Origin of the sequence: Metabacillus herbersteinensis (assembly GCF_042433335.1) — a bacterium.
GTDB lineage: Bacteria > Bacillota > Bacilli > Bacillales > Bacillaceae > Metabacillus > Metabacillus herbersteinensis.
On record NZ_JBHLVO010000011.1, the window covers coordinates 100,837 to 116,213 of the forward strand.

Consider the following 15,377-nt stretch of genomic DNA (forward strand, 5'->3'; position numbering starts at 1 on the left):
CCCTCTTTGCTTAATACACTACCATACAAGTATGGTAGCATATTAGTATTCATTTGAAAAGTTAAAATATTTAGTTTTATTAAAATATTGTGTTTTGATTCTGGTGCAAAAATATAAAAAGAGCGCAAGCGCCTTGGTCAGCCCCGACAAGCATAAGGCGATTCTAAATAGAAGGCGTTCTTTGCCTTCAATTTAGAATTGACTTATGACCTCGAGGGGCTAGGCGCTGGAGCTGGATTCAGAAACGCAGACTTAGTATCAAATTTTATACTTTCTTATATGTTAAAAAGAGCTGGAATGAACCCAGCCCTTCTTTGAAATACATTCATTATTTTTTCTTAATATGTCCTTTATCACTAGCAAGTGACGATTTGGCGATTTCAAACTTATCAAAATATGGTGCATACTGCTTTTAAGTGTGTGGTCAGTCACCTTTGAAATAGGGTCAGACCCCTATTTTTGATCCACTATTCATAAACTGCGGTAACCAATCGCCATGTGCTTCAATTAACTCATCACACATCGCGATAATATCATCCATTGATAACTCTGCACTCGTATGTGGATCAAGCATTGCTGCTTGGTAGACATGCTCTCGTTTGCCAGTCACAGCAGCTTGAATTGTTAGAAGCTGTGTATTAATATTTGTTCTGTTTAGTGCTGCTAATTGTTCCGGTAGATCCCCAATATACGTTGGCATAATGCCATTGCGGTCGACAACACATGGTACTTCGACTACTGTATTTTCTGGAAGATTACTAATTAAACGACCTGTATTTAAAACATTTCCGCCAAATTTGAACGGTACATTTGTTTCCATTGCTTCAATAATTCTTGATCCATATTCATGTGAGCGAGTATGTGTAAGCTGACTGTTATTCACCATGTCTTCCCGCATTGTCTCCCAACTCTCAAGTTGATTAACACAACGACGTGGGTACTCATCAAGTGGAATATTGAAACGTTCAATTAGCTCAGGATAGTTTCTTTTGATAAAATATGGGTGGTATTCTGCATTATGTTCGGAAGACTCTGTGATATAGTATCCGAACTTATCCATTAATTCATAGCGAACCATATCATCATGCTTTGTTTTTTGTTTTTCCTTTGCACGGCGTTTAATTTCTGGATACAAATCCTTGCCATCCCGTTTTACTTCAAGCAACCACGCCATATGGTTAATACCAGCAATTCTTTCTTCGATTCCGTCGTGGTCCATTTCTAAGTCTCTGAACAAATGCTCTGTGCAAATTTGAACACTATGGCATAAACCAATCGTTTTCACGTTTGTGTAGCGTAGCATTGCCCCTGTTAGACTTGCCATCGGATTTGTGTAATTTAAGAAAAGCGCATCTGGACAAACCTCTTCAATATCCTTTGCGAAATCCAACATAACCGGAATTGTACGGAGGGCTCTGAAGATCCCACCAATACCTGTCGTATCAGCAATGGTTTGCTGAAGGCCGTACTTTTTAGGAATCTCAAAGTCTATTACTGTACTAGGCTTGTACCCACCAACTTGAATCGCATTGATGACGTACTTGGCTCCACGTAACGCTTCTTTTCGATCAGAATATGATTTGATCAGTACATTACTATCAATGTTATTCTTTAAATTATTTAACATGTTCTCTGAATCTTTTAAACGTTGCTCATCAATATCGAACAAAGCAAATTCAAAGCCTGATAGTGCGGGTACAAACATGCAATCTCCTAGAACATTTTTCGCAAACACTGTACTTCCTGCACCCATAAACGTAATTTTAGACATTTTCATCTTCCTTCCTAAAGTTGTTATAAATTAACCTTTTACAGATCCAGATGATAGACCCGCAATAAAATACTTTTGTAAAAATAAGAACAGAACAGTCATTGGTAGCATTGCAATAATCGCAGCTGCTGCAACTAAATTTAGATTATTTTGATTTTGCCCAAAGAAGCTCGCTAATGAAACAGTTATTGTGTGCATCGCACTATCTTGTAAAAAGAAAATAGCAAATTGATAGTCATTCCAAATAAATACACACGCAATAATTAGAATCGAAGCAGTTACTGGCTTTAACAAAGGAAAAACAATTCGGAAAAAGATCACTAATGTACTCGCACCGTCTATCTTGGCCGCTTCTTCTAATTCCCTTGGAATAGTGGAACGAATAAATCCTGCATATAAAAAGATCGTGAGCGGCATATATGCTGCCACATTGTTTAAAATGGCTACCTCATACGTATTCATCATCCCCATATTAACAACCATTTTGTACAAAGGCACTAACGCTGTTAATGGTGGTATAATCATGATCGCGATAAACAAGATATAGAAAAATTTATTTAATTTTGTTTGACGCCGTGCCATTGGATATGCTGCCATTGATCCTAAAAAAATTAATAAGACAGCTGAAGCAACTGTGATAATGGTTGTATTCATAAATGAAGGACCTAAGTTAGCGATTTTCCATGCATCCGTAAAATTCTGAAAGCTAATTTGCTCAGGAAACGCCCATTTCGAACTAAAATCACCTTTTGCTTTCAAGGCAGTTGTTACCAAAATATAGAAAGGCATAATATGAAATACCATGACACAAAAAGCAAGTATAGTTAACACTCGGTTTCTTTTTTTATTGTAATGATTCATTATGCCTCGATCTCCTTTCGTTTAAAGTAAACGAGGGCAGATAAGCTTAAGACGAGGATCACAAAAGCCATAAAAACACCTTGTGTTGCTGCATAACCTGCATCCTGCCTCTTAAAATAGAGATCATACATAAAAGTTGACATGGACTGGGAAGCGTTACCCGGTCCCCCTCCTGTAAGGGCAATAATGACATCAAACAATTTCAATCCACCAATAATATTTAAGACGATATTGATCGTGATCGATGGCATTAATAAGGGAAGTGTGACGTTTTTAAACTGTTGAATAGCAGATGCACCATCAAGCTGAGATGCTTCGTAGTAATCCTTTGAAATACTTTGTAAACCAGCTAAATAAATGATCATCGCAATTCCTACATACTGGTACGTATTCACAAATACGATAATCCAAGAGTTTAATCCAGGATTTCCTAACGCATTAACTTTTTCAAATCCTAAAAAAAGCAAAAGATCATTCAGTGCCCCACCTTGAAAAGCAAAGAAAAAGTACCAAATGTACCCCATAATCAATGGGCTAATAATAACGGGAAGATAAATAATCGTACGAGTAATAGCTTTCATTCTTATACTCTGGTTTAACAGTAGAGCGTAAGCTAAGCCTAGAACATTTTGTAAAATTGTACTTCCAATTCCGTAGAGTAAGGTATTTTTCAGAACAAGCCATGTCGTTGGATCAGTGAATAATCTAGAATATTGTTCAAAACCTACAAAGTCATAGTCCTGAGAAAAACCGTTCCAATTTGTAAAGGATAACTGGATTCCGTTTAAGAACGGATACAAAATAAATAGGAAAACAACAACTAAGCTTGGGAAGTACATCCACCAAAGTGATGATTCCTTTTTGCTTTTGAGTTTTGGCGCCTTTTTAGATAGTGAAAAAACTTTTTTTGTTACTAACTCGCTCATCGATTCAACTCCTCATTTTGACATTGAGAGTTCGCTTGGAGAGGAGGAGATAATGAAGATTTACTCCTCCCTTATCCAAATAACTGATATTAACAATGCTATTGCTTTCTTAATCGCTTGTATTCTTCTCCCATTTTTTCGGAAAGCTGTTCAGGTGTTAGGGTGTCGGCTAGCAATTCTTGTCCTGTAGTTGCCATAACATCCCACATTCCGCTTGGTAAATACACACGGTCAAAATAAGGTTGCACATTGATGTCTTCGTATTCGCTATAAAACTCTGAATAGTAGTTTGTTGCTTCTGTATTCGTTAGAGCAGCTGGTGACGATGTTCCTTCAGCTATTAACTTTACATTTTCAGGTTGGGAGACGAAATCGATAAAACGTTTGGCTTCTTCTAGATTTTCTGAATCCTTCCAAGCCGCAAGTGTAAAGCGTTCTCCCCCTATCCAGCTTTGCACATCACCTTCATGAATGGCAGGGACTGGCATCGTACCAACCTTCACTTCTGGGTTTAACTCAGTTGCATCCGGTCCTAGTGAGCCGCCGACAAACGTGAAAGCAATCTTATCTTGAGCCATTAACTCAGCCGCTTGCGTGAATTTTGCTGTTAATACGTCTTCATTTAATAATTCTTTTTCTTGCATTTCTTTCATTTTTTCAGCAAACAGTGTGTAATTCGACCAATCAAATGATCCGTCTTTTAACTGATCTCCATAACTGTTCTCTTCTTCAGTAATTAATAATGGAGTAGCCATCTGATCAAATATTTGCGCGATTGTCCAGTTATCTCCACCAGGAATCCATAAAGGCACAACATCGCCTTTGCTTTTTTCTTTGATTGTCTCCAATGCAGCTATAAATTCATCTAGTGTTGTTGGTGGTTCTATGCCATACTCTTCAAGAATATTTGCATTGTAACTGATTCCATCTTTTGCTTGATTTAAAGGATATGCGTATACTTTTCCTTCCTCATCCTTTAAAATTTGGTCTAAAGCTGGATCAAGATTCTGCACCCAATCCATCTCTTTTAAGTCCGCTACATATTCGCCATATCGAAGCTTTGCCCAGCCATGAGTATCGAATAAATCAGGCATATCATTTGCTGCCATTTTTACTCGAAGCATATCCTCATAGCCTCCACCAGGTAGATTTACTTCGATGTTAATATCGGGATTTTCTTCTTCAAATTTCGATACAACCGTTTCAATTGCTTTTTTTTCACCCTCGTTTGACATCGTTAAGAAAAGTGACAACGTTACCCCACTTTCATCCGAATTACTAGATGCTCCCTTGTTTGAGCAACCAGACGCAAAAAGTGTGAATGCGATTACAAAAATAAGTCCACTAATAAATTTCCTCATGTTCTTCTTCCCCCTCATTTCATTTTCTTAATGAAACTCCAATTCTAGTTGGAAAAGTTGTAATCAATCAAAATTTTTGCTATTAAATGATTCCTATTTTATAATTAGTGTCTATATCATTTTCCTTATTCATTTGGGAGCTAAGGAGATTAAAAGAGTCATAGGTACCAATTCTATGTAAAGTTGATTCTGCCAAATCAAACTTCTTGGAATTCCTTTGACTTTTTGATCTCTTTTTCACATTTCCTCCTTTCGTTAACTATGTAAAACCATTAAATTTCTTCTTCAATCCATCACCTCCTTAAAATTAGCGTACGATCACAATTTTCAACTCCTAATTTTCTCGTTATCTACTATTGACTCCACAGCTTTCTCTAATCACTAGTCTTGTTGGGACTGTTACTTTAAGAGGTATCTCTCTTCCATTAATTCGGTCTAACAATAATTGCACGCCAAACCGTCCCATTTGTTCAGTGTGGACTTTAACAGTCGTTAAGGGAGTACTTGCAAATTTCGCCATTTGCACATCATTAAAACTGACAATCGCTACATCTTCAGGAACTCTTAGATTGGATTCCCGCAAAGCACGCATTGCCCCAATTGACATTGAATCACTACCGATAAAAAATGCTTGCGGTAGATTACCCTTTTTTATCAATTTCTTCATTAATTCATATCCTTGCGCCATCGTATACTCTCCAATAAGAACATGATCCTCATGATAGATTTCTTTTGATTTCATCATTGTTTCAAACGTTGTTTGTCGCTTATCCTCAATGATCAAATTTTTTCCAGAATCTTGTTCTCTCTCTTTTCCACCTATGTATCCAATGCGAGTGTATCCAAGAGAAAACATGTGCTCCAAAGCGTTTTTTGTTGCTTTTTCAAAGTCAACTACTACCGAATCATACTTATCCTCTTCTTGTGAATGATTGATAAAAACAATGTTGTCTAAGTGACCACATAATTGGTTGATGGCATTAAGACTAATTCCACCAATAATAATTAATCCATCTAGATCACCTACAATCTGTTTTTGATTATTCTCAGATAACCGAAAAACCTTGTTCGTAAATACCCCGCGATTTAAACATTCACTTTCAACACCTTGCCTAATCGAAGTAAAATATGGATCATCAACTCCATCTATTTCTTCTTCAAGTGTGTGTGCTAGAAAGATCCCAATTCGAGGATTATTTAAATTAGCCAAGTTTTGTACATTCCGGCGATTTCTTACCGTTGTATAACCTAGCTCTTTAGAAATTTCTAAAATCCGATGACGCGTTTCCTCTGTAACCTTTAGAGTTAGGTCATCATTTAATACTCTCGATACTGTCGAACTTGAGACATTTGCTTTTGCTGCAATATCTTTGATAGTTATCATAAAATACCTCACTAAATTTATTTACTACAAAACCATAAAGTTTCCTTTTTTATCACTAAATATTTACTTCTTGATATGAGATTATCACACAAATTAAGCGCTTACAATATTTTTTTATTATTCTGTAAATTAGAAGTAGCTTGTAATTGAAATTAATTTATATCAATATACCGTTAATTAAAGCTAGTTTTCACTAATCTTTTAGCAATAGATTACAAAAAAAGGCAGGGTATAGCTACTCTACAGAGGTACTATTTTACTAAATATTTACTAGAATAGAACCAAATAAATCGTAAAAGGAGATAATTCTATTTTAATAAAGGAGATTTATTAGAAATTTTTTTTGTAAAAAAGAAATTCAGAATTCTTACTTAGAAAAAAAGACTATATGTCTAATCGTTTTTCATTTACCTACTACCTCACTACACTAAATATTTACTGGATATTTTCAGTCAAACTGGATTTTAAAATGTAAAAAACGGCATTGCTATAGCAGCAACACCGTTTTTTTCGATATACACTTTTTATAGCTGAAAACTTGAGGAGCCCTTTTACACAAATACCTTATCCAGTTTCAACTCAAATCCTTCTAATATATGAACTGAAATGGCTTCCTCTTTTGTAAAGACACCAACAAACTCATACTGTTTGTTCTTTAAAATGTAAACCTCAATTGACTCGTTCGTTACATCAACGATCCAATATTCCTTCACTCCCGCAGCTTCGTAGAGTTGATACTTTTTCCATCGATCGATCTTAACGGTATAGAATTTCCACAATCATATCTGGCGCACCCTTACAGCCCTTTTCATCTAGCTTACCTTTATCGCACACTACAGTTAAATCTGGTTGAACAATATTGAATGTTTCATCATCCGATTTATCATCTGCAAGCAGCCGAACATCAAAAGGCGCAAAAAACACTTCACATTCTTTATCTCTAAGGTAAAGCGTCATTTCAGTAGACAATTCTCTTAGTACTTGTTGATGCTTTCGAGATGGGACAGGTGACATGTTAAACACATCTCCATTAATAATCTCAATTCGTTCTCCCTCATCCCAAGCTAGATAATCGGTATATGAGTATTTAGGTTGTTCATTCGGAATGGACATTGGATCATTCCTCTCGTAAAAAATTATTGAATTACCCATATTGTACTAAAAATAGCAGTAGATGAACATATCACCTTATTTTCTCTTCAGAAAGTAGTGCTGCAAGAAATTACCAACTTATCGATAAGCTCCTCCCCAGACAAAAGATTCTCTCCCCCACCTTGAGCAAAGCTTTCACTTCCTCCACCTTTTCCGTTAATGATCGGTAAGATTTTCTCAAGAATAGGTTTCATGTTTACATCAGAGGCTGAACCACGAGCACAGACAAACTGTAACTTGTCCTCATTTTCCGCTACAAGGAAAATAACTACATTACTAACTTCTGCAATAATACTGCGAGCAAGGCTTTGAAGCTCTGCGATGGGACGGTTTTGGAAAACAGTTTTTATTATTTTACGACCACTAATAGTCTCAACTTGAGAAGCAAAGCTCTTCGCCTCGTATTGAATCAGTTCTTCCTTTACTTCCTTTATCGCTTTGTCCTGATTCTTACTTTGTTCAAGAAGTCTTTTCACAGCTTCGACCATACCTTGCTCTGGAGCATTTAATAGCCCAGTTAATTGAGTTAGCACAGCTTGCTTTTGATGAAGCTGTTTGAGAACACGATTTCCACATACAAAAGAAATACGAATCTGCTTTCTTTGCTTTTCCCAGCTTAAAATCTTAAGAGTACTTACCTCTCCAGTCGTTTCTGGATGCGTGCCTCCACACCCGTTATAATCAAAGTCTGGGACAATGACGAGTCGGATATTTTCAGTGACTGCTAGTTTTTTCCTAAGAGGGTATTGGGATAATTCTTGTTCATTGACCCATTTTGCTTCAATAGGTCGGTTCTCACGTATCACACGATTGACTGTATTCTCTACTTCGACTGCTTCTTTTTCAGTTAAATCTTTAATTGCTAAATCAATCGTTGAAATCTCTTTTCCAAGATGAAAGCTAACCGTTTTATAGGAAAATAACTCTTCAAACGCAGCTGATAAAAGGTGTTGCCCTGCATGCTGCTGCATGTGGTCAAAACGGCGATTCCAGTCAATTTCACCATGAATTACTGCGTTGCTATCAGGTAATGGGCTCTCAAGATAGTGGCGAATTTCACTGTCGACTTCCTGTACGTCCACGACGCTGATACCATTTAAATTCCCCGTGTCATGAGGCTGGCCCCCACCTGTTGGATAAAAAGCTGTTCCCTCTAGTACAACGAACCAGTTTCCAGCTTCATCCTTAGCTTGCTTCGTTACGGGTGTTGAAAAGGATTCTGTATATGGACTTTGATAATATAGTTTTGTTGTCATAGTTCACACTCCAAATAATCATTTGCTATCCTTTCTATATTATAGTATCAACAGGACTCTGATAACATCTACTTCTCTGGTCTTAGGAGCAGTTAAAATTGTAGCTCGTCATCCTTTTTATTAATATTATTACCTAGAATCCCTCTAATACCTCAGCGTGCTGATTCAGTAACCACTCTCATAACCTTCATAACCTCAGCAGGGTTCTTCTTCAATAAAAACATATTGTATAAGCTTACGGAACGATGAGGCATACGGTTCTCCCACATGTGTCTCCTTCCAAAATTCATAACAAATTTTCTAATGCTTCATAATTTAGTTCTTCGAGAGACTCTATTGTTATATCTGCTAATGATAAATCCATTGGGATTCTCTTATGTTTTACACCAACCTTTTTCATTCCTGCACGAGTGGCTGCGGTCAATCCATAAATGGAATCTTCAATAACGATACATTCTTCTGGTTCAATACCTAATTTTTTGGCAGTATGAAGGAAAATATCAGGGTGAGGCTTGCTTTCTTCAAACTCATGGCCGCTTACGATTTCATCAAAGTATTTTACTAAATCACAAGAACTCAATACGCTATTGATACGCTCTCTATCAGAAGAAGATGCTAAAGCTAATTTAATCCCTTTACCTTTTAGAAGTTCTAATAAGGGAAGGGTTCCTGGGAATAAAATGTCCTTAAAATTAACGGACTTATCTCCAAAAAACCTTCGTTGATTTAGGACTAGTTCCTCAATCGATTCAGTTATTCCGCAATGCTCTTTTATTAGGTGCCATTTACGCTTGGGGCTAATGCCTACGAATTGTGATCGGATTTGTACCGGAACCGTAATATTTAATTCTTCAAATAATTGATGATTCCAGTTTTGATACATAGGTTCACTATCAACAATGACCCCATCCATATCAAAGATGACGGCAAAATTTTGCATACTTATTCAATCCTCCTCTATAGGAAAAAGGAGCTTTCATGAAAAGCTCCTTTAGGTTAATAATTTAGTTCCATTCCATAGCTAGTAATTGCTTGATCTTTTCTACTTCTGTTTCTCCAGTTTTCTTATCAATTAAGGATGTATATAAGTGAGGAATGACCGTTTCTGCACCGTTATCTAGGCATGTTTGCACAATGCGATGGACGTTTTCCACATCGATACCGCCTGTTGGTTCGAAAATTTTCAAGCCAGCCTTTACTGATGCCATAACCATGGCCGCTACTTCACCTAAACGTTTCTCCCCATCAATTGGATAGAATTTCACTGAATGAACACCGATTTCGGCAAGCATTGCTGCAGCCATATCACATGATACTTTTACCTTGTAGTCAGAACTCTTAGGACCTGTTGAAATATATACTTCTCCTGGTGTACCCGATGGCTCTATCAAAGAATTTACAATGATATTTGTCGCATTTAACTGCGTCATACGTCCTAACGTATAACCGGCTGCAGGAAACACCTGATTTATGTGCACAGGTAAGGTTTTAGCAGAAACGTCAGCAACCTTCTTCCACATTGTAGGATCTCCTGCCCCAAGACCCACTGAGACAGGAATATCATTGTCTTTATATAATTCAACTTGCTCAATTACCGCTTCTTCAGTTGGAAAGTTTTTCACCATAATACCTACTAACACACGGTCTCCGGCTTCATGAAAAAGCTCTTTCGCGTTGTCTACATCTTTGGCCAATACATTAAAAATAACCTTTTGATTCAATTAAGTTACCCCTCCCTCAATATGCTCTTGATTGTATTTGCGATAATAGCTTCTTGTCCTTTTAACAATGGACGAGGGTCAACAGATAATATACCTATATTCACATAATGGTGTCGTAAAAAGATAGCCGGATTTCCTGTTTCAAGGCGATTAAGTAGCTCTTGCGCACTCATTCCTGTTTTATCTGCGTTAACTTCAATTTGTGCACGATAAATGGCTCTACCAGCTTCATCTTGCTTAATGGAACATGTAAGTCCTTCCACCTCTTCTAGTGATTGATTAAGTTGTGTCATTCGTTCAATCTGGTCTTCTGCATTATCTTCCAAAGAAGCATACTGTTTTAAAGCTGTAAGAAGACCAGCGACTCCTTCTTTTCCAACTTTCATCGGACGCCCTATTCCTTTATATTGCTTACGGCAGGCTTCCATCAATTCTTTTTTTCCACAAATAAAACCAGATGTTGGACCTTCTAGTGCTTTACCACCGCTGTATATAACAATATCGGCACCTATTTTTATATACATTTTAAAATCTTCTTCTGCAGCTGCATCAATGATGAATGGTATATTGTGTTTTTGGGCAATATTCATCATGGTTTCAATCGTCTGCATCCCTTTTTGGACAGCATGATGGGACTTGACATATAGAAGAGCGGCCGTTTTATCGGTTATTGCTTGCTCGATATGATCAGCTTCCACTTTATTGGCACTGCCCACTTCAATAACTTTACCTCCACCTATGCGGACCATTTGTCCAATGTTAGCACCAAAGTGGACTTGATGGCCTTTTTGAATAATTATTTCGTTTCTTAATCCTTCAGAATCGGGCATTCTTTCTATTAAGGTCAGGTTTTTCCCGGTAATAATAGCTGCGGTAGAGATGGCAATTCCTGCAGCGGCACCACATGTTGGACAGCCATCCTCTGCACCTGTATATTCAGCAATTGCTTTCCCAGAGTATTCCATCATTTCTTCTATATCGACATAATCTTGAGAGGCTTGCTTTAAAGCTTCTGCCACCTCATTGCTCACGGCTGAAGCGCCTAAAGCAGTCATTTTACCGCTTGCATTAATCACTTTACGTAACCCAAATGATTCAAATATACTCATTTTCTCTCACCTCATTCTAAAGGAATTGGGAATATAGCCCCTAAAAGCATCGCACCAAGGATGGCACCACCTGCTACTGGTTTTTTCCATACGTAGAATATCGTTGCACCAATAATGGAACCGAAACCGATTGGAATAGACGCACTACAAGCAGAAATAACAATAAGCGGACCAAGGAAACGGCCTGATGCGTTACCTGCACCCATCATAATGTCTGCTCCAAAAGTTGAGTTTGACTGTCCCACTGTAAATTTTCTAATCCCAATAATTAAATATCCAACAATAATCCCTAAAAAAGCCCCAGTAATTAATGATAGAATAAAGTTTTCTAATGGTGCTGTAATACCTGATGCTAGCAATACGGCTGGAATACCGATTCCTATTCCCGTTTGAAGCGCTCCCCCAATATCAAGAATACCTACTAGTGAGCCTTCTAATATACGTGCAAATAAGAAGCTTGCTCCAAAAGCAGCAGCGGCACCATAACCTGCGCCTTGCATTCCAGCTTCTAACATGGCTACAATGGCTACATCATTGAAGGCACCAATTTTATAAACATAATACATGTGGGTTCCTGCAAAGATACCAGCTGAAAGGAGAGCTACAAAAATAGGGAAAGACCAATCAGCATACCAAAAGTTTTTACTATAATCTTTTTCATTTACGATTCCTGAAGTTTGTGAACTCAATTTACTTCACCTCTAATCCCAATAGTTTGTGTAAGTTTAGGAGCCATTCTGGTGCATTTATTTGCATACTCTCAAGCATTTGAATGTCGAAACCGCGGAAGAAAGCACTTAAGACAAATAGGAGAATAACAGATGTAATCAATGTTCTAGTTACTTTATTCCAACCGCTATCATCTACACCTTTACCGATCAAAATCCCTAACACAACTCCAGGTACGGCATTTCCCATGATTAAGTGCGCAGCTCCCCCGAAAATTGTTCCCCACATCCCTGAACGCTTGCCTGCATCTAATGCTGCCAGCCAGAAAATAACTGGCATAACCGGGTTAATTAAAAGGTTTGCTGCTGGCACTAGCACCATTACAGCAGTAGCTTGCAGTGATTCTGGAACCGCTGAAGCTGTAAGATTTAGGAATGCAACCACAATAACGCCAATAATTCCGCCAGCGATAGCCATTTTCTTCGGATTATGTAGCGTGTCCTCAGGGCTACTTCCCTTACGCATCAATACAGCTGCTGCCCAGTTAGGAATAACACGGTGGTCAACATCCTGTGTAAAAGCACCCGCTCCCACAGCAGATGCCCAAGCGTTAAAGAAGAAACCTAACCCAAATGAAAAGTGAGACGCTCTATCTCCTGCACAAGCATTTAGCTCTCCCAGTGTACGGAAAGCTCCCATTCCTTGAACTTTAGGTGCATGAAACATTCTGGCCGCACCTGCCCCAACACCTATACCTACAAGGGCACCAATAATAATTGATTTTATCGCTACCTCCAATACCTCCATGGTTCCACCCTCCTTATTTGCTTTCTATATGTTCATTACGGAGAATACGCTTAATGACTCCACTCGTATCTTCAATTTTTCTGAATTCAATTTCATCGATTTTTAATAGAATAATATTTACATCGACATCTAAAACGACCTTATAGTTGTGTCTTTTTCTGGGAAAGAAAAACAGCAAGAAGCGTTCGGTATAGGTCTGTTCAATTGCCTCAATGACCTCTGTTCCCAAAGGTTCTATTCGAAGTATCATCGCCTTATACTCATCCATTACTTTCCTTTGGATTTTTCCTAACGCCATGTTGAGGGCCTGCTCCCTTGATTTCCCAGTTCCTTCCACTCTTACTTTACGATTAATAGTCGTTTCCATGTACTTAAGCCTTAGCTTTCAATAATGCTTCTGTAATTCTCTTTCCAAGTTCTTCAACATCATTAAAACCAAAGCCCAAAACGCGTTTCCCTTCATTAATTGCAGTAACACCTTCATCAATTGAGCGCATTCCATAGTGTGCTTGGTAACCGTACTTTGTTTGGGCAGTAATGGCTCCAGCGCCACCGCTTCCACAGAAAGAAATACCTAAATCCGCATTTTCTGCCTTCATCACGTCACCTAAACGCATATCTGCACCTACACCTGCAATGACTATAGCCTTTCCGCCTGCAGATTCCACACCCTTTGCAACATTTTGGCCTTTTCCTAAGCGATCCCCAATTACAACAACAACTTGACTCATCTTTATTTCCCCCTTTAAATTAATAGAATATTTTCATAGATCGGATATTAAATTGAAAAGCGAACCTTTTTCGGATTTGAACTATTAATATTCTCAGGTAAGTGAAATTAACAATCCTAAGTTTGACACAATCGTTTTTCGGTTCAGTTTCATATATTGTGCAATTTACTCAATTAGTTATTTTTGCAGATTCAAAATGTATAGATAGTAAATACTTTTCATCCTCGTGTAGATCAGGCATCCTACCACATACTTTATTTGCCATTTCAATAGATTCGTTTGATACTTCCTCAAATAGGGTCTTATCAATAGGTTGAATCATTTCTTTATGGTTAGAGCGGTAGACCATTGCTGTGACATGTGATAGTAATGACAACTTCTGAGCATTTGTCATTTGAATTTTTGCTCGTTTCAAAAGCTCATCCATGAATAACATTAGTGCCTTACACAAACCAGGATCTTCACTCTTCTGATATAATTCTTCCATTTGCACTTCCATCCTACTTCATGTATGCCACCTTTCCATTACGAAGAGTAATATATGGCTTTAGAACTTGATCATATACCAGTTCTTCTCCTTCTGAATCAATAAGCGGCGTGTCATTTTCTTCGAGGCCAAAGATTGTCACATCGGCTCTTGTTCCTTGCCTGAATGTACCTTGTTCTACTAGATTTAGAGTTTCTGCAGCTTGTATTGTTACCGCTTTCACTACTTCTGTTAATGAGTAGCCTAATGCAAGAAGCTTCGTCATCGTAATCATTAGACTGCCAACTGGATGAAGATAGTTTCTATTGTAGATGTCCGTGCTTATAGTGAACGAAAAATCATAGTGCTCCTTCATCATTTTCATCTTTTTATAACTAAAGCTTGAAGTTCCGTGACCAACATCAAACCGCACTCCTCGGTTTAAGGCATCAACTGCTTCAGGCAGCATATCCCCCGTTTCATTAATCACACCATGTTTCTTACCGTGAAAAGCATGTGTGACAATGTCTCCTTCTTGAAGAAGGGGAAAAATCTCTTGTAAATTCGGAGGCGGATTTCCAATATGAACCATAATGGGAACCTGAAGTTCATTCGCGAGGTTCCTAGCATGTTCAAGAGGCTTTATACCACTGTCTTTTACAACAGATTTACTCATACGTGCTTTAAGGCCAACGACGCTTCCCTCTTGATGGAATATTTCTATTCCTTCCTCAAGGGTCATCAAATCTTCTAAATTAGCAAGCTCGGAAAGTCCATTACATAACCCATTCCTAGAGATATTGAGAAACGATAATATTTCGGTTTGACTTTTCTCAATAATCGTTTCCTTGAATAAATGATAGTTGTCATATCCTGAGCTACCCGCGTCTACAATTGTCGTAACCCCCTGTTTCACACCAACAAGGTCTGCTTCGATTCCCAAATCTGTATATTCCTTAAAAATATGTGCATGTAAATCTATAAAACCAGGAGCAATATAATAACCTGAAGCATCTATATATTTAATCATGTCCCCTGCTAGATTCCGCACTTCCTCAATTGGAGCAAATACTCCATTTAAAATACCTACATCTTTCTTTTCAATTGTGGCGGTCTCAGGATCGATAACCAAGCCATCTTGAATGATGATGCTTCCACCCATC

Annotated in this window: 17 protein-coding genes; all 17 read right to left on the minus strand. The window is 37.9% G+C overall.

Features of this window, described 5'->3' with window-relative positions:
* Positions 1–445 precede the first annotated feature (445 nt).
* A complete protein-coding gene (locus tag ACFFIX_RS14375; protein WP_378935092.1) occupies positions 446–1,771 on the minus strand; it encodes an alpha-glucosidase/alpha-galactosidase in 1,326 nt (441 codons plus the stop codon).
* A 30-nt stretch (positions 1,772–1,801) separates the two neighbouring features.
* Positions 1,802–2,632 (minus strand): carbohydrate ABC transporter permease, encoded by an 831-nt coding sequence (locus ACFFIX_RS14380; RefSeq protein WP_378935094.1) that lies wholly within the window; start codon positions 2,630–2,632, stop codon positions 1,802–1,804.
* Positions 2,632–3,558, minus strand: coding sequence for a carbohydrate ABC transporter permease (locus ACFFIX_RS14385; RefSeq protein WP_378935096.1), 927 nt, complete (start codon positions 3,556–3,558; stop codon positions 2,632–2,634). Before ACFFIX_RS14385 ends, ACFFIX_RS14380 begins: the two co-directional genes overlap by 1 nt.
* A gap of 98 nt (positions 3,559–3,656) precedes the next feature.
* The gene (locus ACFFIX_RS14390) at positions 3,657–4,919 is read right to left on the minus strand and encodes an ABC transporter substrate-binding protein (RefSeq protein ID WP_378935097.1); all 1,263 of its coding nucleotides are present in this window, start codon (positions 4,917–4,919) and stop codon (positions 3,657–3,659) included.
* A gap of 346 nt (positions 4,920–5,265) precedes the next feature.
* On the minus strand, positions 5,266–6,303 hold the full coding sequence (locus ACFFIX_RS14395) for a LacI family DNA-binding transcriptional regulator (protein ID WP_378935099.1): 1,038 nt from the start codon (positions 6,301–6,303) through the stop codon (positions 5,266–5,268).
* A 551-nt stretch (positions 6,304–6,854) separates the two neighbouring features.
* Positions 6,855–7,082: a Uma2 family endonuclease gene (locus ACFFIX_RS14400; RefSeq protein ID WP_378935101.1), complete on the minus strand. Its 228-nt coding sequence runs from the start codon at positions 7,080–7,082 to the stop codon at positions 6,855–6,857.
* Entirely contained in the window at positions 7,060–7,455 is a 396-nt protein-coding gene (locus ACFFIX_RS14405; RefSeq protein ID WP_378935103.1) for a Uma2 family endonuclease, read from the minus strand. The genes ACFFIX_RS14400 and ACFFIX_RS14405 overlap by 23 nt, the downstream gene beginning before the upstream one ends.
* A gap of 47 nt (positions 7,456–7,502) precedes the next feature.
* On the minus strand, positions 7,503–8,711 hold the full coding sequence (locus ACFFIX_RS14410; protein ID WP_378935104.1) for an alanyl-tRNA editing protein: 1,209 nt from the start codon (positions 8,709–8,711) through the stop codon (positions 7,503–7,505).
* Positions 8,712–8,997: 286 nt separating this feature from the next.
* Positions 8,998–9,651, minus strand: coding sequence for an HAD family hydrolase (locus tag ACFFIX_RS14415; protein ID WP_378935106.1), 654 nt, complete (start codon positions 9,649–9,651; stop codon positions 8,998–9,000).
* A 64-nt stretch (positions 9,652–9,715) separates the two neighbouring features.
* The gene (locus ACFFIX_RS14420; protein WP_378935108.1) at positions 9,716–10,432 is read right to left on the minus strand and encodes a KDGP aldolase; all 717 of its coding nucleotides are present in this window, start codon (positions 10,430–10,432) and stop codon (positions 9,716–9,718) included.
* 5 nt (positions 10,433–10,437) lie between these two features.
* On the minus strand, positions 10,438–11,541 hold the full coding sequence (locus ACFFIX_RS14425) for a DgaE family pyridoxal phosphate-dependent ammonia lyase (RefSeq protein ID WP_378935110.1): 1,104 nt from the start codon (positions 11,539–11,541) through the stop codon (positions 10,438–10,440).
* 11 nt (positions 11,542–11,552) lie between these two features.
* Positions 11,553–12,230 carry a DUF4310 family protein gene (locus tag ACFFIX_RS14430; protein ID WP_378935112.1) on the minus strand — a complete coding sequence of 226 codons (678 nt, stop codon included), beginning with the start codon at positions 12,228–12,230 and terminating at the stop codon, positions 11,553–11,555.
* 1 nt (position 12,231) lies between these two features.
* On the minus strand, positions 12,232–13,017 hold the full coding sequence (locus tag ACFFIX_RS14435; RefSeq protein ID WP_378935114.1) for a DUF4311 domain-containing protein: 786 nt from the start codon (positions 13,015–13,017) through the stop codon (positions 12,232–12,234).
* A gap of 13 nt (positions 13,018–13,030) precedes the next feature.
* Complete coding sequence (locus ACFFIX_RS14440) at positions 13,031–13,384, minus strand: DUF4312 family protein (RefSeq protein WP_378935116.1); 354 nt, start codon at positions 13,382–13,384, stop codon at positions 13,031–13,033.
* 4 nt (positions 13,385–13,388) lie between these two features.
* Entirely contained in the window at positions 13,389–13,748 is a 360-nt protein-coding gene (locus tag ACFFIX_RS14445; RefSeq protein WP_378935118.1) for an SFCGS family glycine-rich protein, read from the minus strand.
* 169 nt (positions 13,749–13,917) lie between these two features.
* Positions 13,918–14,235, minus strand: coding sequence for a PRD domain-containing protein (locus ACFFIX_RS14450; RefSeq protein WP_378935120.1), 318 nt, complete (start codon positions 14,233–14,235; stop codon positions 13,918–13,920).
* A 13-nt stretch (positions 14,236–14,248) separates the two neighbouring features.
* On the minus strand, positions 14,249–15,376 hold the full coding sequence (locus tag ACFFIX_RS14455) for an amidohydrolase/deacetylase family metallohydrolase (RefSeq protein ID WP_378935122.1): 1,128 nt from the start codon (positions 15,374–15,376) through the stop codon (positions 14,249–14,251).
* Position 15,377 lies beyond the last annotated feature (1 nt).

What these genes read in the sequence shown, in the direction of transcription:
- ACFFIX_RS14375 (WP_378935092.1), bottom strand. Translation starts at nt 1,771, where the DNA reads ATGTCTAAAATTACGTTTATGGGTGCAGGAAGTACAGTGTTTGCGAAA.
- ACFFIX_RS14380 (WP_378935094.1), bottom strand. Translation starts at nt 2,632, where the DNA reads ATGAATCATTACAATAAAAAAAGAAACCGAGTGTTAACTATACTTGCT.
- ACFFIX_RS14385 (WP_378935096.1), bottom strand. Translation starts at nt 3,558, where the DNA reads ATGAGCGAGTTAGTAACAAAAAAAGTTTTTTCACTATCTAAAAAGGCG.
- ACFFIX_RS14390 (WP_378935097.1), bottom strand. Translation starts at nt 4,919, where the DNA reads ATGAGGAAATTTATTAGTGGACTTATTTTTGTAATCGCATTCACACTT.
- ACFFIX_RS14395 (WP_378935099.1), bottom strand. Translation starts at nt 6,303, where the DNA reads ATGATAACTATCAAAGATATTGCAGCAAAAGCAAATGTCTCAAGTTCG.
- ACFFIX_RS14405 (WP_378935103.1), bottom strand. Translation starts at nt 7,455, where the DNA reads ATGGGTAATTCAATAATTTTTTACGAGAGGAATGATCCAATGTCCATT.
- ACFFIX_RS14410 (WP_378935104.1), bottom strand. Translation starts at nt 8,711, where the DNA reads ATGACAACAAAACTATATTATCAAAGTCCATATACAGAATCCTTTTCA.
- ACFFIX_RS14415 (WP_378935106.1), bottom strand. Translation starts at nt 9,651, where the DNA reads ATGCAAAATTTTGCCGTCATCTTTGATATGGATGGGGTCATTGTTGAT.
- ACFFIX_RS14425 (WP_378935110.1), bottom strand. Translation starts at nt 11,541, where the DNA reads ATGAGTATATTTGAATCATTTGGGTTACGTAAAGTGATTAATGCAAGC.
- ACFFIX_RS14435 (WP_378935114.1), bottom strand. Translation starts at nt 13,017, where the DNA reads ATGGAGGTATTGGAGGTAGCGATAAAATCAATTATTATTGGTGCCCTT.
- ACFFIX_RS14440 (WP_378935116.1), bottom strand. Translation starts at nt 13,384, where the DNA reads ATGGAAACGACTATTAATCGTAAAGTAAGAGTGGAAGGAACTGGGAAA.
- ACFFIX_RS14445 (WP_378935118.1), bottom strand. Translation starts at nt 13,748, where the DNA reads ATGAGTCAAGTTGTTGTTGTAATTGGGGATCGCTTAGGAAAAGGCCAA.
- ACFFIX_RS14450 (WP_378935120.1), bottom strand. Translation starts at nt 14,235, where the DNA reads ATGGAAGAATTATATCAGAAGAGTGAAGATCCTGGTTTGTGTAAGGCA.
- ACFFIX_RS14455 (WP_378935122.1), bottom strand. Translation starts at nt 15,376, where the DNA reads ATGGGTGGAAGCATCATCATTCAAGATGGCTTGGTTATCGATCCTGAG.